The sequence below is a fragment of the Shewanella sp. BJSY2023SW001 genome (assembly GCF_047314685.1).
GTDB lineage: Bacteria > Pseudomonadota > Gammaproteobacteria > Enterobacterales > Shewanellaceae > Shewanella > Shewanella indica.
This window is the reverse complement of record NZ_JBKORF010000047.1, coordinates 1-17,968: the sequence shown is the minus strand read 5'-3', so window position 1 is coordinate 17,968 and position 17,968 is coordinate 1. Positions and strand designations below refer to the sequence as shown.

14 protein-coding genes, 4 tRNA genes and 1 pseudogene are annotated in these 17,968 nt (G+C 50.1%); 11 read left to right on the top strand and 8 right to left on the bottom strand.

What is annotated here, in order from left to right:
• Positions 1–306 precede the first annotated feature (306 nt).
• A tRNA-Ser gene (locus tag ACMHXH_RS10940) sits at positions 307–397 on the bottom strand.
• A gap of 206 nt (positions 398–603) precedes the next feature.
• Here ACMHXH_RS10940 and ACMHXH_RS10935 point away from each other — a divergent pair.
• Together ACMHXH_RS10935 and fabA are read left to right on the top strand one after the other, a co-directional pair.
• On the top strand, positions 604–2,208 hold the full coding sequence (locus tag ACMHXH_RS10935; protein WP_144362196.1) for a Lon-insertion domain-containing protein: 1,605 nt from the start codon (positions 604–606) through the stop codon (positions 2,206–2,208).
• 76 nt (positions 2,209–2,284) lie between these two features.
• Entirely contained in the window at positions 2,285–2,800 is a 516-nt protein-coding gene (fabA, locus tag ACMHXH_RS10930) for a bifunctional 3-hydroxydecanoyl-ACP dehydratase/trans-2-decenoyl-ACP isomerase (RefSeq protein WP_039035293.1), read from the top strand.
• Positions 2,801–2,896: 96 nt separating this feature from the next.
• Here the strand turns inward: fabA and rmf are convergent, their stop codons facing one another.
• The 5 genes from rmf to rlmKL form a co-directional block, all read right to left on the bottom strand.
• Complete coding sequence (rmf, locus tag ACMHXH_RS10925) at positions 2,897–3,073, bottom strand: ribosome modulation factor (protein ID WP_082014336.1); 177 nt, start codon at positions 3,071–3,073, stop codon at positions 2,897–2,899.
• Between the two features lie 182 nt (positions 3,074–3,255).
• On the bottom strand, positions 3,256–5,097 hold the full coding sequence (locus ACMHXH_RS10920; protein ID WP_162206390.1) for a DUF3466 family protein: 1,842 nt from the start codon (positions 5,095–5,097) through the stop codon (positions 3,256–3,258).
• Positions 5,098–5,125: 28 nt separating this feature from the next.
• On the bottom strand, positions 5,126–7,039 hold the full coding sequence (locus ACMHXH_RS10915) for an ABC transporter ATP-binding protein (RefSeq protein ID WP_071476956.1): 1,914 nt from the start codon (positions 7,037–7,039) through the stop codon (positions 5,126–5,128).
• A gap of 1 nt (position 7,040) precedes the next feature.
• Positions 7,041–7,271, bottom strand: a complete 231-nt coding sequence (locus ACMHXH_RS10910; protein ID WP_335911719.1) for a glutaredoxin family protein — start codon at positions 7,269–7,271, stop codon at positions 7,041–7,043.
• The gene (gene rlmKL / locus ACMHXH_RS10905; RefSeq protein ID WP_071476954.1) at positions 7,264–9,393 is read right to left on the bottom strand and encodes a bifunctional 23S rRNA (guanine(2069)-N(7))-methyltransferase RlmK/23S rRNA (guanine(2445)-N(2))-methyltransferase RlmL; all 2,130 of its coding nucleotides are present in this window, start codon (positions 9,391–9,393) and stop codon (positions 7,264–7,266) included. The genes ACMHXH_RS10910 and rlmKL overlap by 8 nt, the downstream gene beginning before the upstream one ends.
• Positions 9,394–9,768: 375 nt before the next feature.
• On the opposite strand from rlmKL, the gene ACMHXH_RS10900 reads away from it, so the two are divergent.
• From ACMHXH_RS10900 to ACMHXH_RS10890, 3 genes are all read left to right on the top strand, one after another.
• Positions 9,769–9,845: transfer RNA gene (locus ACMHXH_RS10900), tRNA-Met, on the top strand.
• 48 nt (positions 9,846–9,893) lie between these two features.
• Positions 9,894–9,970, top strand: a tRNA-Met gene (locus ACMHXH_RS10895).
• A 48-nt stretch (positions 9,971–10,018) separates the two neighbouring features.
• A tRNA-OTHER gene (locus tag ACMHXH_RS10890) sits at positions 10,019–10,106 on the top strand.
• A 242-nt stretch (positions 10,107–10,348) separates the two neighbouring features.
• Here the strand turns inward: ACMHXH_RS10890 and ACMHXH_RS10885 are convergent.
• Positions 10,349–10,594, bottom strand: a pseudogene (locus ACMHXH_RS10885) (integrase core domain-containing protein); the annotation flags it as partial.
• A 47-nt stretch (positions 10,595–10,641) separates the two neighbouring features.
• Entirely contained in the window at positions 10,642–11,340 is a 699-nt protein-coding gene (locus ACMHXH_RS10880; protein WP_413738044.1) for a DUF3334 family protein, read from the bottom strand.
• Between the two features lie 315 nt (positions 11,341–11,655).
• Here ACMHXH_RS10880 and ACMHXH_RS10875 point away from each other — a divergent pair, with 315 nt between their 5' ends.
• From ACMHXH_RS10875 to ACMHXH_RS10850, 6 genes are all read left to right on the top strand, one after another.
• Positions 11,656–13,290, top strand: a complete 1,635-nt coding sequence (locus tag ACMHXH_RS10875) for a methyl-accepting chemotaxis protein (RefSeq protein WP_039036121.1) — start codon at positions 11,656–11,658, stop codon at positions 13,288–13,290.
• Positions 13,291–13,670: 380 nt separating this feature from the next.
• Positions 13,671–14,060, top strand: a complete 390-nt coding sequence (locus tag ACMHXH_RS10870; protein WP_025010258.1) for an ACT domain-containing protein — start codon at positions 13,671–13,673, stop codon at positions 14,058–14,060.
• A 79-nt stretch (positions 14,061–14,139) separates the two neighbouring features.
• Entirely contained in the window at positions 14,140–14,397 is a 258-nt protein-coding gene (locus ACMHXH_RS10865) for an HPr family phosphocarrier protein (RefSeq protein WP_028779985.1), read from the top strand.
• Between the two features lie 11 nt (positions 14,398–14,408).
• A complete protein-coding gene (gene ptsP, locus ACMHXH_RS10860; protein WP_413738042.1) occupies positions 14,409–16,112 on the top strand; it encodes a phosphoenolpyruvate--protein phosphotransferase in 1,704 nt (567 codons plus the stop codon).
• A 103-nt stretch (positions 16,113–16,215) separates the two neighbouring features.
• Positions 16,216–16,725 carry a PTS glucose transporter subunit IIA gene (gene crr, locus ACMHXH_RS10855; RefSeq protein WP_039036123.1) on the top strand — a complete coding sequence of 170 codons (510 nt, stop codon included), beginning with the start codon at positions 16,216–16,218 and terminating at the stop codon, positions 16,723–16,725.
• A gap of 119 nt (positions 16,726–16,844) precedes the next feature.
• The coding region (locus tag ACMHXH_RS10850; protein WP_413737998.1) for an IS256 family transposase at positions 16,845–17,968 on the top strand (1,124 nt) is incomplete at its 3' end.

Sequence of the window (17,968 nt, the reverse complement as noted above, 5' to 3'; positions counted from 1 at the left end):
TACACAAGCGGGCTTCTCTGGAGCTGACAAAGGTGCAGGGATTTGAACCCTGCATGACGGCGCTATAAACCCAGCAACCCTCACAACGGTGCCAAGCTAATCGCTATCATCAAAACTCAGATACGAAAAAGCCCGCCTGTTTGCACAAGCGGGCTTCTCTGAATATGGCAAAGGTGCAGGGATTTGAACCCTGCATGACGGCGCTATAAACCCAGCAACCCTCAAAGCGGTGCCAAGCTAATCGCTATCATCAAAACTCAGATACGAAAAAGCCCGCCTGTTTACACAAGCGGGCTTCTCTGAATATGGCGGAGGAGCAGGGATTTGAACCCTGGATGGGCTATAAACCCATGCCGGTTTTCAAGACCGGTGCATTCAACCACTCTGCCACCCCTCCGGAACGGCGCAAATATTATAAGCTCCCTAAGCCGTTGTAAACCCTTATTTCTAAAAATATGTTCATATGCCCAAATCTCAGCCATCCGAAAGATTCAAACGGAACTCATATCGCACAATAAAAGCCGCTCCAGAATGGAGATTTACCATGCCGCTCCGTCACCCCTGTGGTAAAATCAGCTTATCTTTAAATGACTTTGAGCCACAATGAAGCCTAGCTTGATCCCGGCCGGGGCCCTTACCCCTCAATACTCCAATCTGCAGCTTCCCACATCGAGCCAACTGACAGATCTATTACTTGGACAGGAAAGAGTCATAGAGGCCTTTGGCCTGCTGCAAACTTTATCAGGACAACAACTTTTCCTGGCAGATTTCCAGGGTATCCACCGCGTTTGGCTATTTAAAGCCCTGAGCGCCCAGAGCAAGATGCCGATGCAATACTTGAGCGGTCGCATCACCCGGGCGCAGCTACTCGGCCATCAGGATAGTCAACAACAAAGGCAACCGGGTGCCCTCACAACGCCAGGAATACTCTTTATCTGCGCCGAATCCCTGTGGAAACGTGAGCCTTTATGGGAGCTATTATTAGATGCTATTGAAAAAGGTGGTTTCGAGCTTCAAGGGCAATGGCAGCCACTTCAAGCCAAAGTTGTATTGGTGGGCTCGAGTCTGCTCTACAGCGAACTCAGGTTCCACGAACGCAGATTTAGCGAGTTATTTGCCCTGCTTGGCGAACTGGTATTTGAAGTAGACCTGCAAAAAGTCGCTATCAATGACTATGTAGTCTGGTTGGCAGAACTGGCAAAACTCAGCCATTGTCAGTTGACAGAGTCGGCCTTACTGCCTCTGCTCAGATACAGTAGTCGCCTGACAGAGCATCAACAACGTTTGAGCCTCGCCAGCGCAGATTTGGCACAAGTGTTCGCTGAAGCTACTTTTTATAGCCAAGGACAAGCGCTGGATGCCAACGCCATTGAACATGCCCTGGCACAACGCCAACAACGGCATAACGCCCAAGAGCAGCAGTCGGCACAAAATCTTGATGACGCCTTCATCTATTTGCCAACTGAAGGCGCTATGGTGGGGCAAATTAACGGCCTGACTGTAATAGACACCTTGGATTATTGCTATGGCGAGCCGGCCAGGATAACGGCATCGGTGCACTATGGAGATGGTGAAGTCGCCGATATTGAACGGAAATCTGAGTTGGCGGGTAATATCCACGCCAAGGGAATGATGATCCTGTCCGCGTGTCTCTATCGGGTATTTGGCCGCGATGCACCCTTGCACCTCAATGCCAATATCGTATTTGAGCAATCCTATCAGGAAATTGATGGTGACAGCGCCTCTCTCGCCGAATACTGCAGCCTGATCTCGGCCATAACCGAACAGCCGATAGACCAAGGACTCGCGGTAACCGGCGCACTGGATCAGTTTGGTAATGTACAGGCAATTGGGGGCGTCAATGAGAAGATTGAAGGCTTCTTCAAACTCTGCGCGAGGCGCGGCTTGACCGGCAGCCAGGGAGTAATTATGCCCAAGTCCAATGTGCAGCAACTCAACCTGACACCCGATGTTATAACAGCGGTAGAACAAGGATTATTCCAGCTCTACGAAATCACTCATGTAGACCAAGCCGTCACTCTGCTGATGGGAATAAAAGCCGGGGAAGCCGACGAGGACAACAACTTCCCAGAGGACACGCTTTACGGCATGGTTCAACAACGACTGGACAGATTGGCAGGTAATCTTGATGAAGAACCAGGCTATTTTGCGAGGTTACTGGCAAGATTGCCATTTTTTAATCAATAACTAGCTGATCGGAGTTGTTTAGCTTACACCTGTTCGCTAATCTTGGCGGCACTTGAAGAAGGATGTGGTAACAACAATGACTAAAGTAAACAGTTTCAACAAAGAAGAACTTATCGCCTGTGGCCATGGTGAGATATTTGGCAAGAATTCCCCTCGCCTCCCCGTGGATAATATGTTGATGATTGACCGAGTTGTCACCATCAACGATAACGGCGGCACCTTCGGCAAAGGTGAAATTGTTGCAGAGCTGGATATCAATCCGGATCTCTGGTTCTTTGGCTGTCATTTTGTTGATGATCCTGTTATGCCTGGTTGCCTGGGGCTGGATGCCATGTGGCAACTGGTTGGTTTCTTCCTTGCCTGGGAAGGTGCGGTAGGTAAAGGCCGCGCGCTGGGGGTTGGTGAGGTTAAATTTACCGGTCAGGTACTTCCCGGCGCCAAGAAGGTAACTTATAGGCTGAATATCAAGCGCACCATACACCGTAAACTGGTGATGGGCATTGCCGATGCAACTTTGGAAGTAGATGGCCGCGAGATCTACTCGGCCACGGATCTGAAAGTAGGTGTGTTCAGCGATACTTCCACCTTCTAAAGTAGAGAATTCAAATAACAAGGTCGGCAATTGCCGACCTTGTTATTTTCAGAGATGCATAAAAATGCCCTCTTCTGAGAGGGCAATCTTGCTGAATTACTTACTGAACAGGCCGCTTATCCGGCCTTCTACCCCTTCGCGCCAACCTCCTAGCCACTGGGAGCGAGAATCAAGATTCGAATAAGGACAAAGCTCCTTGGAGCGGCCGCCGACACCGGCTTGGAATCCCTTCGAAAAGGCTCGGTCTAAACGATCTCGTTTTTGTCTCTTCATGCAAGCGTCCTCTGTACTATTTTACATAGAAGCATCAGCTTCACTTGCTATGAATAGAACTTTTCAACGCCGAGATCAATCAAAAAATCGCCAATTATAGCGAAGAAATTTTAAACTATTGAGATCCTGATTAAAAAAAATCGGCGCCTTTTAGGCGCCGATCTCACAGGCTTAAACCAAGCTTAAATTTTACGTCTGCGCCACCAGATAAGCGGCAGCAATGCCAACCAACCCAAACTGGCCGCACCGGAACGCTCAAACGGCTTATCAATATCACCGTCGTCCACCTGAGTACAGGCTTCCCCACTGCCACTGGGCTTAAGAACAACCATACGCGGCAGATAAGAAGTCACTGGCTGACCGTTGCCATTAAGCTCAAACAGCGGCTTGCCGTTTTCACCAATTACCAAATTACCTTTTTCATCAAACTGATAAGAAGGCTTACGGATAAAGGCAGTACCGACTATGGTGCCTTCCTCATTGATGCTGTTGGCTTCCACCACCACTATGTCAGTGTTGTAGGTCAGGGTTTTGCCTGAACCGTCCTCAACACTCACTTCATGACGTTTCCAGTTGCCTTCGGCATCTTTCTCATAGCCTTTTGATTCACAGGTCAGCAACTTATTGAGATTACTGAACTCACCGGACTCTTTATCAAACAGGAAGCCCACTTTCGGCCTTGGTTTATCTTTGTCATGGGTTGACTCAATATAACCCACAACCTGGCCCTTGTTGTTGATATCTCTGGGCTTGCTGGAGAGATCCGACATGGTGCTATAGAAATCATTGGGGGTAACCGGCTTGGTTTCCGGGGTGTTTGTATCGTAGATAAAGAACTTATCGCGGATATAACCTTGGATATATTTGTTGTAACTACCAACCAAAATCCCTGCATCATTGATGTCATAGGCAATGGAGTTGCGCACATCATCATCGACAACCGGGATCCAATGGTACTTGTATTCACCATTGGCATCTTTACTCCAGTAAGCCGCATCCATTCTCAGGTTGTCTGAATCGTTATAACGATAAACATGGGAGCGTCCGGCAACAACTCCAGAGTTGTTCAGCCCCAGCCCCTGCGCGGTAAAGGTATAGTCTGAATCACCGGGTGTCAGACCAAGCGGTAACTCGGTACCGGTAACCGCGCCGTTCTCGTATTGCCAAACATAGGCTCGCATTTGGTACTGAATATTGCGGGTATTATTGGCATTAGGGTACTTTTCCCTTTGCAGACAAACATCCAGCGGCAACGTGTTGTCGTCGCTGAGACAAATAGCCACTCTCTCTGCCCCATATTTGCTGATAGCAGTGCTGGCATAACCGGCAATTTGGTTTTTACTGTTGATCGCAGAAGCCATCGACCAACCACCGAGCTCCGCTGTTTTATCATCTTTGGTGTAAGTGGTATAAGGCGGCAACAGCGGCACTTCAGTACTGCTGTCTTTAACAAAACCGCGCTGCTCAAAGTCACGGTAATACCAGTACTCCTGCCCTTCGGTTTCCCCGGTATAGTCAACCTTCTTCTCTTTACCTGTCATGGCACCAACACGAATACCGGCATCATTGATGTCATAGAGGAAACTATCAACCGAGTTGACGCTTGTAGGATCGGCTGGATCCGTATCAGCCGGCGGTGTGCTACCGTTGATACTCTCAAAATTAGGCGTCCAGGGACTCACAGGATCGTTTTCCTGGGAGTTGAAGGTGAAATTATTGGCAATGATGGGTTTATTAATGGAATAAGTGATCTTTTCCTCGGGAGCGATACCATCTTCAATGTCGATGATACCGTCATCATTGTCTACATCCGAGGTGCTGAGCTTTTTCTTGCCCTTAGCCACAGCGATGGCTTCATTATTGGCATTAACGCCCATACCGTAACCGGTGCGAGTATCGGTCAGGTTACCTTTGAGATCATATTCATCCAGGTTAACGACTTCATAGACAGGAGCCGCCTGCGATACCTGTAATACACTGATAACCCCCATGGCCACCAATGACAGCGCACTATTCAACTTCATTAATTTGATTCCCATTATAATTTTGTGCTCACTTCATTGACTCGAGTTCTTCCCAACGCTCGAAGTAAGCCTCCAGTTGCTGTTCTTTCTCTGCCAACTGTTGCAATTCGCTGCTCACAATAGTTTGATCCTGCGAATAAAAGTCCGGCTGATTGACGCGCTCCTGCAGCTGTTCCAGCTCCTGCTCCAGTGTTTCCATCAAGGCAGGTAAAGCATCCAACTCACGTTGAAGCTTATAGGAAAGCTTTTTGGCTGTCTTGGGTTCTGCAGTTTTTTGCGGCGCAACCTCCTGTTTGACAGGCTTAGCCGCCTCAGGTTCCTCAGCATCGCGATAGAAACGTGCCCCTTGGGCAACCGCATCCTGATAGCCGCCGACATATTCACTCCAACGGCCATTGCCGCTGAACCACCAGGAACTGGTGACTGTATTATCAATAAAGGCCCGGTCATGGCTGACAAGCAACAAAGTGCCTTCATATTCAGTGAGCAGAGACTCTAGCAATTCCAGTGTCTCTATATCAAGATCATTTGTCGGTTCATCGAGAATGATAAGGTTGGCCGGCCTAAGCAGCAACCTGGCCAGCAGCAAACGGTTCTTCTCACCGCCACTGAGCGCCTTGACCGGTGTGCGGGCACGCATGGGCGAAAACAAAAAGTCCTGCAGATAACTGAGGATATGCCTGTCTTTGCCGTTAACAGTAACAGTGCTCTTACCCTCGCCGACGTTCTCTTCAACCGTCTTTTCCGGATCCAAGGCTTCGCGGTATTGGTCAAAGTAGGCGACTTCCAGCTTGGTGCCCGTCTTGATTTCACCACTCTGCGGCGCCAACTGACCGATCAACAACTTGATAAGCGTGGATTTACCGCAACCGTTGGGGCCAATCAGCGCGATGCGATCGCCGCGCATCACATTGGTGGAAAAGTCCCGCACCAGGTCCTTATCTGCCAGGTTGTAATCGAGATCCCGCACCTCAAACACCAACTTGCCGCTGCGCTCGGCGTCGGAGACCTGCATTCTGGCATTGCCCTGACGCTCCAGGCGGGCCCGGCGCTCCATTCTCAAGGCCTTGAGGGCCCTCACCCGACCTTCATTACGGGTACGGCGAGCCTTGATCCCCTGTCGGATCCACACCTCTTCCTCGGCGAGTTTTTTGTCGAAATGCGCGTTTTGCTCAGCCTCAACCCTGAGCCACTCCTGCTTACCATCAAGATAGCTCTGGTAATCACCGGGCCAGGAGGTAACCACTCCGCGATCCAAATCGACTATGCGGGTGGCAATCTTTTGAATAAAGCCACGGTCGTGACTGATAAAGGCGATGGCGCCCTTATATCCCAACAGAAACTGTTCCAGCCATTCTATGGTGTCGATATCCAGGTGGTTGGTTGGCTCATCGAGCAGTAACAAATCTGGCTCGCTCACCAAAGCTCTGGCCAAGGCGACTTTACGTTGCCAACCGCCAGAGAGTTCAGACAGAGGTTTATCCGGGTCCAACCCCAGCAACCGGCAGTTTTGCTGAATACGGTTGTCGAGCTGCCAACCATCGAAGTGATCCAGCTTGGATTGCAACCGCTCGAGGTTTTTCAGCATTTTCTCGAGCGCTTCACCCTGGGCCTTGGCCATAGACTGCGACAGCTGATGGTATTCTTCGAGCAGTTGGCCCACATCTGCAAGACCGGCGGCAATATAGGAATAAACAGTGCCCTGCTCCGCTTTGGGTGGATCCTGTTGCAGGCGACTGACTTTCACATCGGTGGCGATATTGAACTCACCATCATCGAGCAGGACTTCTCCTGCCAACACCTTCAATAGGCTGGATTTGCCGGCGCCATTACGGCCAACAATACAGACCCGCTCGCCGGCTTCAATACTGAAATCTGCCTGCTGTAGCAGAGGGGTATAACCATAGGCAAGCGAGCCATTATTGATACGAACCAGACTCACATTATGCTCCTGTAAAGCGTTTTACTTGCTGTTCATCAAAGGGCCAACAGAGTTCTTCACCCTGGCAATTGGCCAACACAGGAATAAGCACGCCATAGCGCTCGGCAAGCGTTTCTTGCTCGCAAATATCCTGGGTGCGATAACGAATATTAAGGCCATCGAGCAAAGCCATGGCCAACTCACACAGATGGCAACCATCTGTGTGGTATAGGGTCAATGGCGTCTCAGGCATGGGTGATCAACCAAGTATTATGAATATGCGGATTGCGCTTGTAATCCATTGGCAACATCTGGGCATCCATATTGGTGACTGACATACCCTGAGCCGCCATGGCTTCGATATCCATTTTGAACTTACGTTTATTGTTGGAAAAGATTATCTCTCCGCCAGGATTGAGCAGTTTGAACAGATCAGACAATAACTTGACGTGATCACGCTGCACATCGAATGAGTCTTCCATCCGTTTGGAGTTGGAGAAGGTTGGCGGATCGATAAAGATAAGATCGAACTTGCGGTCACAATCGCGGATCCATTGCAGGCAATCGCCCTGCTCGAAACGGTACTGTTTGCCAATCAAACCATTGAGCACAAAGTTATCCTTGGCCCAGTTAAGGTAAGTGTTGGACATATCCACAGTCGTGACCGACTTGGCACCGCCAAGCCCGGCGTGCACCGACGCGGTTCCCGTATAGGCGAACAGGTTGAGTACATCACGGCCGTTGGCTTTACTGCCCACCAGTTTGCGAATAAGCCGGTGATCGAGAAACAACCCGGTATCCAGATAGTCGGTCAGGTTGAGTTTGAAACGGGCACCATATTCCTGGGTAACCAGCTCCAGCTTTTCTTTGTCGAGCCGCTGGTACTGATTTGTACCCTTCTGCCGCTCGCGGGTCTTGAGGATGATCTTGTCCGGCTCAACACCTATGGCGCCGGGCAAAGACAGAAGCACATCGGTCAAACGTCGCTTGCTGACGGCTTCAGGTATGCTGGCAGGCGCTGCATACTCTTGAATCACCACATAATCCAGATACTTGTCGATAGCGACATTATATTCAGGAATATCTGCGTCATAGAGGCGATAACTGTCGATCCCCTCTTTACGGGCCCACTTATCCAATTGTTTCAGATTCTTTTTCACCCGGTTGGCAAAGGCACTGGCGATCTCACTGACCTCAGCCCCCGACTGCTCGGCTGCCACCGCCGCCCTGCGGGTAGAATTGGCATGCAGGGTATAGAGGTTAAAGGCGCACTCAAGTGCCCCGTTGAACATCTTCATCTGCTTGTCGGCCTTGAGCTTAAGCGATGAGATCAATTCGATATCACTGCAAAGCAAGGCCACTTGCCAACCACCAAACTCACGCTTGAGCTTGTCGCCAAACTGATAGTAAAGCTGCAACAAGGAGGAGACATTGCCCAAACGCTCGCCATAAGGCGGGTTGGAGATCAATAAGCCTTTGTCCAGCGGTGGCGTGATATTGAGAGCATTGGCAACACTGAACTCGATCAGATCACTGACACCGGCGCTCTTGGCATTACGTTTGGCCAGCGCCACCATGCGCGAGTCTATGTCCGAGCCGAAGAACTTCACTTCACAACGGTTCTTGCCTATGCTGGCGCGCGCTTTGGCTTCCTCGACTATGCTTTGCCAAAGTTTGGCGTCATGGCGATGCCAGTGCTCAAAGCCAAAGCGACTGCGTTGCAGTCCGGGGGCCATATCGGCCGCTATCATAGCCGCCTCAATCAACACAGTGCCACTGCCACAAAATGGATCCAGCAAAGGCGTTTGTTTATCCCATTGGGCGCGGGCCAACATGTTGGCAGCGAGATTCTCTTTCAATGGCGCCTCACCGGTACCGCTGCGATAACCACGTTGATGCAGCGCCGGCCCGGAGAAGTTCAGCGCTATGGTTACCTGGCCGTTACGGTAGTGAGCATCGATTTTGAAGTCGGCATCAACACGTTGCACATTGGGACGGTTAAGATCATCTTCGCGGAAACGATCCACCACAGCATCTTTAATCTTGAGGGCCCCGAACTGGGTGTTCTTGATAAAACCGCCCATGCCGTGAAAGTCGATACTAAAGGTACAACGGTTGTCAAAGTGGCTCGGCCAGTCGATACAGAAAGCAGCATTATAAAGCTGTTCTGCTGAGTCACAGGGCCCGCGATGCAATATAAGAAGAATACGGCTTGCCAATCTGGTCCAAAGAGTAATGCGGTATGCCTGCTCCAGTGGACAGGAAAAATAGACCCCGGCCAAACTTTCCTTGACCTCAAGCGCACCGAACTCGCGCAGTTCCTGCGCCAAAGCATATTCAAACCCCTTGGGGGCCGCCGCAAAAAAATTCAACATGAACTAACCAGATAGCAAAGCAAAAATGAATGGCGCATTATAACCATTGATCCAGGCAAAAGATAAAAACTTCCGTTTTCAGTACCGCTTTTCTTTCTCAACCACAGCAAAATTGTTTGAGTTGTAATCAACGGGTTTAATCTCCACGCACAGATGAATCAAATTTGAACACTCAATGGCATTTTGATGATTTGTCCTTGCATTGCCGCGCCTTGGTCGCTATAGTCCACCCCGCTTTGAAGGACGCCGGATGGAACAGCATGGTAACAAGCCGGGCTCAATTCTCTATAAGAGCCTCGAAGGTTGTCGGTTCATAATCCAGCACCGTAAGCAAATTCCTTAATGATGAATTCAAACTGATTAGTACAAATCGGACGCGGGATGGAGCAGCATGGTAGCTCGTCGGGCTCATAACCCGAAGGTCGTCGGTTCAAATCCGGCTCCCGCAACCAATTTCTAATTCCTTAATTATGAATTCAAACTGATTAACACAATTCGGACGCGGGATGGAGCAGCATGGTAGCTCGTCGGGCTCATAACCCGAAGGTCGTCGGTTCAAATCCGGCTCCCGCAACCAATTTCTAATTCCTTAATGATGAATTCAAACTGATTAGCACAAATCGGACGCGGGATGGAGCAGCATGGTAGCTCGTCGGGCTCAGTTCTTTACAAGAGCCTCGAAGGTCGTCGGTTCAAATCCGGCACCACAACCAATTCCCTAATTCCTTCATGCAGCATGGTAGCTCGTCGGACTCAGTTCTTTATAAAAGCCTCGAAGGTCGTCGGTTCAAATCCGGCTCCCGCAACCAATTTCTAATTCCTTCATCCAGCATGGTAGCTCGTCGGGCTCAGTTCTTTACAAGAGCCTCGAAGGTCGTGGGTTCAAATCCGGCTCCCGCAACCAATTTCTAATTCCTTCATACAGCATGGTAGCTCGTCGGGCTCAGCCTTTCCCCTAAATTAATACCAATCTCTTGATGAGATTTTCCAGCTTTTGCTGCTTGGCATACGCAACAGGCGGCATATAGTTCGGTGAACTATGAGGGCGAACATGGTCGTAGTGTTCACGCCATAGCTCGATTTAGTATCAAGCCCCGCCCAAGGTTCTGAACCAGTGCTGATTCAGACATTCATTTCGGAATTTGCCATTCAGACTTTCCACAAATTGGTAAGTAGGGGCCGGGGAAGCTATTTCGAGTCGATTCCCCGACATGCTGAAATGAACAAAACCACCGTCACCTCAGGGGGTCAAATTCCCAACTTTCTGAACAGATCATCAGTGTCATCATCGACATTTGCCGCTTTCACCCAAGGAGATTCAGGAGCTTTACTCTGTGACTGTTGACTGCCATGGCGAGCTAGTAGCAGATCAGGATCAAATTCTTCATCGGTTTCAAACTCTGCCAGACGAATAAACTCTGTCTTGTCCATAGCAAATTCAAGATAAAATATATGGTTATTTTCTGTTTTGAAGGACACTCTACGAGCAATGGGCTCGTCCAAGTTGGCATCAATCGATATCGTCAGTTCCTTGTTTATAGTCAGCATCTTTGGCTGGCTTTGGCTAATAGAAGTTTGCAGCTCCTTGGATACCTTGCCGATAAAATCCCCCAGCATCTGATTCATCAACTCACCCATTACATCACCCACCTCATCTGAGGTATGGGAGAAAGCTAACTCTTCCTCCGGCATGCCCATATGCAGCATGTAGCGGCGATAGATTTCCAACGCGGCGGCCGCTGAAAAGTTAATCACCACCAGGCCGGAAAAACCGCCATCAAAGATAGAGAAACAACCGAGATCCGGCTTAAGCCGAGTGCGGGTAATACGCTGTACGACTCCAGCATGAGACAAAGAACTTGCTGTAGTGGCTGATAAGACATGGATCACAGAATGACAAAGCTTCAGTAAAATATCGTCTGAACTAATGACTTGAGGTGTATTCATGAAAAGAGACCAATAATAGACATAGGGTTAATCTTGAGCCCTTCAGGCAAAAAAATCAAAATAAAAACAATTAATTAGACCCCCAAGGTTAACTAAAGTGACTTAGCACGGCTTAAGTTTCTGATATTTGAGCCGATATCCTCTGTGCAGCATTGAGAGCAGCGAAGCAAGGAGCTCTTTTTAGGCTTGATATAAGCTGAACAATGAGCCCGATCAACAAAGCAATACACACAAGGTAAAAAGGTTTCACTTGGTTTTTCCATCGCGTTATAGTCGCTGCCAACTACCTAATAAGAAATAACAAAGGAGTACAAAATGGCATTACTCAGGAAGCTCACCATTCTTCAGCGCCTTATCCTTATGTTGGTTCTGGCCGCAATAGGCACCCTGTGTTTCGCCAGTTTTTCCATCAAAGAACAGTATGATAATCTGATAACTCAAAAATGGCTGCAAAATGATGCCCAACTGAACACAGCCCTGTCTGTAGTTGCCGCACATCGCACTCAGACACAGGCGGGTAAACTGACTCTCGAAGAGGCTCAACAAGAGTCAGCTGCCTTGGTGGGCCAGATGCGTTATGGCCGTGAAGGTTACTTTATTCTGCTCTCAGATCAGGGAAAAATCATCGCCCACGGCGCTGAGCCGTCGCTGGTGGGCCAAGCCATTGCCGATTATCGTATCAAGGATGGCAGCAATCCGCTGGCCCAGCTACAACAACAAGCCAAGGCCAATGGCACAGGCAAACTCAGCTATGAGATCCGCAACCCAGCCAGTGGTAATAGCGAAGAAAAGCTCACCGAATCCAGATATGACAAAGATTGGGGCTGGACTCTGCTCACCGGCACATATATCAGCGATGTCAACGCCACAATGAAGTCAGTCTCAATCGATTATCTGATCATTATGATGTTGATTTCAGCGCCGATTTTCATCTTCTTTCTGGTGCTCAATCAATCCATTACCGCGCCACTCAAGACCGCCATCGCCGCAATGGAGGATATTGCCCAAGGTGAAGGCGATCTCAGTAAAAGGCTCGAAGGTCAAGGCCGTGATGAAGTAGCAGCACTCGCCCGTGCCTTTAACAGTTTTGTAGAGAAGATAGGTAGAACCGTCAGCGAATTGCAGCCACTTGGTGCATCACTTGGCGAGGACGCCGAGCACCTGACAGTCGCAGTCAAAGAGTCCAACCACAGCGCCGATAACATCCACAGGGAAACCGCCAGCGTGGCCACCGCCGTGAATCAGATGCTGGCAACCACCCAGGAGATGGCCAACAATACCCAGCAGGCTGCCGATGCTGCTTCCAGCGTCAAACAACAAGCCCTCAGCGGTAAAGAGACCATGGATGCGACACTGGCAAACTGCCAGGAGCTGGTGCGCGAACTGCAGGCCGCTGAAAACCTTACCGAAACCTTGGGTCAGGCTTCAGGCAGAATTGGCGGCATTCTCGATGTGATCCGAACCATTGCTGAACAAACCAACCTTTTGGCACTCAACGCCGCCATCGAAGCCGCCCGCGCCGGTACTCACGGCCGCGGCTTTGCAGTAGTGGCCGATGAAGTGCGCGCCCTTGCCAACCGCACTCAGGACTCCACCAACGAAATTCACAAGCTGATCAGTGAAATTCAATCCGGTGTCAGCGCCGTTATGGAGAGTAACAGCCAAACACAGAGCCAATCCTCCGAGCTGCAAAAACAAGCCGAAGCGGCAGGCTCTGCCATGGATCAAATCCTTTCCCTGGTAGCACAGATAAGCGATATGAATACCCAACTTGCTAGCGCTACCGAAGAGCAATCTTTGGTGACCGAAGAGATCAATCGCAATGTCAGCACCATTTCCGAGCTGACTCAAGTTTCAGTGCAAGCCAATGCCAGCAACCAAAGCGCGGCAATGTCGCTTGAGCAAATCAGCCAGAACATGCGCCGCACTCTGGGGCAATTCAAGATCTAACATCTCGAGGGGCAGAACGTATTCTGCCCCTTTCTTATTGTGATAAACTAAGAAAGGTCCTCGTGGCACTCTGGTTTGCACAGCAATTGGCGTTCAAGGCATCTGACTGAAGGCATGCCGGGGCCTGTCGAAGTTGGATAACGAGAGAGCCGGTTGCTGCGAAAGCCCCCAAGGGCGTGGCTTACAGGCCTGCCCACTGTGTTCTGCTTCTTGCAAAGGACGAGGGCCATTTTGCTGCGAACCAGGCCTTACATCCAGGCCTGTAAGCCGACGCAGAGCACACATGGAACTTTTTCTACCTTCCCGGAGTTTGCCGTACCCGGCAGGTGATACCGCAGCGGCGCCCATAGGTCGCCCGGGCGAGAAAAGAGGTATTGGCTTTGCGCATGACATTGGCGGTCTATCCGCAGCTATTCACTATCCACAGTTTCAGCTCAGATACCCAGGTTCCGGCTGAGGTACTGAGCCAGCCGCTGTTTTTTATCGCCAAAACCCGCGAGGAACTTTCGGTTGTCGTCGATTGTAAACTGGAGCTCGATAGCCTGGAGCAGGAAGAAGACTGGCGTTGTCTTGAGCTTTTAGGGCCGCTCGGCTTTTCAATGACGGGTATCATGGCCAGAGTCTCTGCTACTCTCGCCGATGCCCATGTGAGTATTTTTACTGTTTCAACCTTCGATACCGACTATATACTGCTGAAGAAAGATAAGTTGGATACCGCCATTCGCGCCCTCAGAAAGCAGCAATATCAGGTTATTGAATATGGCAATTGACGGCTTGGTCGCCGGAGTATTGCAAAACGTCAGCCGTTACCGGATATTATTCAGTTAATTACATGAGTCAAAGAAGTCTATGTACGAAAAAACCGTCACTATTACCGCCAAACACGGGATCCATACCCGCCCTGCCGCACTGCTGGTAAAAGAGGCGAAACAGTACGATTGTGATGTGATGGTTGAGTGCCAGGGCAAACAAGCCAGTGCCAAGAGTCTGTTCAAGTTGCAGACACTGGGGCTCTATCAAGGCGTGTCTGTCAGAGTATTTGCCGAAGGTGAACAAGCTCGCGAAGCCGTTGAACGGGTGTCGGAACTGTTGATCACCTTAAGTTGAGAGGAACACAGATGCGCCTCGCCGGAATTGCAGTCTCATCGGGTATCGCCTTCGGAGAAGCGGTAGTCTACAACCCCTTTGACAACAGCATGGACTACCGCCTGCTGCCACTTGCCAAAATCCCCCAAGAGCTGAATAAGCTCACCCAGGCATTGCAGCGCTTGTGCCAGCAGTTACAAACCAGCCTGGATAAACTGACCGAAGATTCAGACAACTTCCAATTGGTGGAAGCCGATCTGCTGTTGCTGGAAGATGCCGAACTTGTTCAACAAATTCGCGAGTCCATCAGTGGGCTGCAGTTTTCGGCGACCGCGGCAGTAGAGCGGGTCTTTGCCCACCAGGCCAGTGAACTTGAAGCGTTGGAAGACCCTTATCTAGCAAACCGGGCCCAGGACGTACGTTGCCTCGGCAGACGACTTATCAGTAGTATCAACGGCGCCGATGCCGATGGCCTGGATAAACTCAAGCATGACTCCATCTTGTTGGCCCAGGATCTGACACCGGCGGAATTTGCCCTATTGCCCCTTGAACATATCAAAGGCATCATACTGAAAACCGGTGGCCTCACCAGTCACACTGCTATCTTGGCCCGTGCTGCCGGCATCCCCGCCCTGCTTTCCTGCAACTATCAAGCAGGCAATATCAATGCCGGCGATCAGCTCATTCTGGATGCCAACCAAGGTGCCTTGTTTGTTCGCCCTGAGCAAACCGAAGTCACAGAGCTTAAGCAGAGATTTGAGCGCGAGCAGGCAAGACGCAGCGCACTGGAGCAATACCGGGACAGGCAGACCCAGACCCAGGACGGCAAACGCATAAGCCTAATGGCCAACGTGGGTAACCTCAATGAGATCTCTCGCCTGCCCCAGGTCGGTGCAGAAGGAATAGGCCTGTTTCGTACCGAATTCATGCTGATGGATGTCAGTTGCATTCCAGATGAAAAGGCTCAGTACAACCTCTATTGCGATGCCCTGCAGCTGCTCAATGGCCAGCCCTTTACTATACGTACACTGGATATAGGTGCTGACAAGGAACTGCCTTGCCTGGATCAGGCAATCGAAGACAATCCAGCACTTGGCATGCGCGGCCTGCGCTACACCCTTAAACATCCTGAAATCCTGCAGACACAGCTACGGGCCGTATTGCGCGCCGCCAATCATGGCCCGGTTCGGCTGATGTTGCCCATGGTTAATCAGGTTGAAGAGTTGGATGCCGTCCTGGATATGCTGGAGCACTGCAAACAGCAGCTCAGCGAGGCCGAGAAAGGCTATGGAGACATCAGCCTCGGCATAGTGGTGGAAACCCCTGCCGCGGTTATGAACCTGCCAACGCTGCTGCCAAAGCTGGACTTTATCAGCATAGGGACCAATGACTTGACGCAATATGCCATGGCGGCGGATAGGACCAACCCTGAATTAACCCGGGATTATCCCTCATTTTCACCGGCGATCCTCAGGCTGATTGCCATGACAATAGCAGATGCCAAAGCGGCCGGCATCAGGGTCTCTTTGTGCGGAGAGCTGGCAGGCGATCCGCGCATTGCGCCAATACTGATGGGTATGGGGCTGGACGAGTTGTCGGTCAACCCCGGCTCTGTGCTGGAAGTCAAAGCGGCGCTGTGCGAGGGTAACTTCAGTCAATTTGCAAAGCAGGCCCAAAAAGCACTCACCTGCACTCGATTGTCTGAATTGACATCCTTGATCTCCCTCTGTCATTAAGGCAGTTAATTCAGTATGCTAAGCAAAAATCCCCTTCCCCAACCTGAACGTTGTCGAGGGACTGTTTAACCGGAAACCAAAAACAAAAAGGACAAAACAACCCATGGGATTTTTAAGCCGGATCCGCCGCATGGTATCGGGGCAGCCCACCATAGAAGGCGGTATTAAAGTTTATGCCCCTATCAGTGGCGATATTGTTGCCATTGAAAAAGTCCCGGATGTGGTCTTCGCCGAAAAAATTGTCGGTGATGGCATTGCCATAGAACCCAAAGGCCAATTTATGCTGGCGCCGATTGACGGTACCATAGGCAAAATTTTTGAAACCAACCATGCCTTCAGCATAGAGTCGCCCCAAGGGTTGGAACTGTTTGTTCACTTCGGCGTTGGTACCATAGAGCTCAGAGGCAAAGGCTTCAAACGCTTGGCACAGGAAGGTCAAGACGTTAAAGCCGGCGAACCTATACTGGAGTTTGACCTCGAGTTTCTCAAAGATCAGGTCAACAGCCTGCTCACCCCTGTGGTGCTGGCTAATATGGAAGACGTAAAGTACCTGGAAAAACGCCAGGGTAGCGTCAGCGCCGGCAAAGATGTGATATTTACGGTTCAAGTCTGAGATAATCCCCAATAATACTCAAATGCATTATTTGACATAGTGCATTTGAGTACAGCTCAGCGTGGTAGTGTTCATAAATCTGTGTCATTTGAGTAATATACACCCAAAAGGATATTCAAATGACCAAACCTACATTCGACATGGAAGCCGCCATTGAAGCTCTGCGTGCAGGTAAAGACCTGACCGGCAAAGATGGTATTCTCACCCCACTCATTAAACAGCTTACTGAAGCGGCCCTCAATGTTGAGCTCGACCAACATCTTGAAGATAAGCAGCCTGGTAATCGCAGAAATGGCAAGACCAGTAAGACACTGAAGACCGCTACCGGTAGCTTTGAGCTGCATACTCCGCGTGACCGAGATGGCACCTTCGAGCCTCAGGTTGTAAAAAAGAACCAGACATACCTGACCGATGAGATGGAGCGGAAAATCATTGCGCTATTTTCACTGGGCACAAGTTATCAGGATATTCGTGCCCATATCGCCGATATCTACGGCATTGAAGTCCCCAATGGCACCATCAGCGCCATTACTGATAAACTGCTACCTGAGCTTCAGGCTTGGCGTGAACGTGATTTAGAAGCCCTGTATCCCATCCTCTGGCTTGATGCTATTCACTATAAAATCAAAGAGAATGGCCGCTTTGTCAGCAAAGCTGTGTACACCATTCTGGCGCTCAATGTAGAAGGAAAAAAGGAGCTGTTGGGCTTGTATATCTCAGACACTGAAGGTGCACATCAGTGGCTAAGTATACTAACCGATCTTCATAGTCGCGGTATTAAAGACATCCTGATTGCCTGTGTTGATGGCCTTAAAGGCTTCCCTGAAGCCATTGAAACCATTTACCCACATACAGAGGTGCAGTCATGCATCATTCATCAAATTCGTAACTCAATGAAATACGTAGCGTCTAAAAACCAGAAGGCGTTTATGGCTGATTTAAAGTGTGTCTATAAAGCCACAACCCTCAATGCAGCTGAGATGGCGCTGGACGAGCTGGAAGCCAAATGGGGCGACAAATATCCTGTGGTCATCAAGTCCTGGCGCAACAAGTGGGCGCTGTTATCGACCTATTTTAAGTACCCGGAATACGTGCGTAAGGCTATCTACACCACGAACGCGGTTGAGGCCGTACATCGTCAGTTTCGTAAACTGACGAAAACCAAGGGTGGTTTTGCCAACGAGAACAGTTTACTCAAACTGCTCTACGCCGGTATATTGAAGGCTCAGGAGCGGTGGTCACA

Bases quoted from the DNA above. Each gene is read 5' to 3' on its own strand.
- ACMHXH_RS10875 (WP_039036121.1), top strand. From the start codon at position 11,656: ATGGCATTACTCAGGAAGCTCACCATTCTTCAGCGCCTTATCCTTATG.
- ACMHXH_RS10935 (WP_144362196.1), top strand. From the start codon at position 604: ATGAAGCCTAGCTTGATCCCGGCCGGGGCCCTTACCCCTCAATACTCC.
- fabA (WP_039035293.1), top strand. From the start codon at position 2,285: ATGACTAAAGTAAACAGTTTCAACAAAGAAGAACTTATCGCCTGTGGC.
- rmf (WP_082014336.1), bottom strand. From the start codon at position 3,073: ATGAAGAGACAAAAACGAGATCGTTTAGACCGAGCCTTTTCGAAGGGA.
- ACMHXH_RS10920 (WP_162206390.1), bottom strand. From the start codon at position 5,097: ATGAAGTTGAATAGTGCGCTGTCATTGGTGGCCATGGGGGTTATCAGT.
- rlmKL (WP_071476954.1), bottom strand. From the start codon at position 9,393: ATGTTGAATTTTTTTGCGGCGGCCCCCAAGGGGTTTGAATATGCTTTG.
- ACMHXH_RS10880 (WP_413738044.1), bottom strand. From the start codon at position 11,340: ATGAATACACCTCAAGTCATTAGTTCAGACGATATTTTACTGAAGCTT.
- ptsP (WP_413738042.1), top strand. From the start codon at position 14,409: ATGCGCCTCGCCGGAATTGCAGTCTCATCGGGTATCGCCTTCGGAGAA.
- crr (WP_039036123.1), top strand. From the start codon at position 16,216: ATGGGATTTTTAAGCCGGATCCGCCGCATGGTATCGGGGCAGCCCACC.
- ACMHXH_RS10865 (WP_028779985.1), top strand. From the start codon at position 14,140: ATGTACGAAAAAACCGTCACTATTACCGCCAAACACGGGATCCATACC.
- ACMHXH_RS10910 (WP_335911719.1), bottom strand. From the start codon at position 7,271: ATGCCTGAGACGCCATTGACCCTATACCACACAGATGGTTGCCATCTG.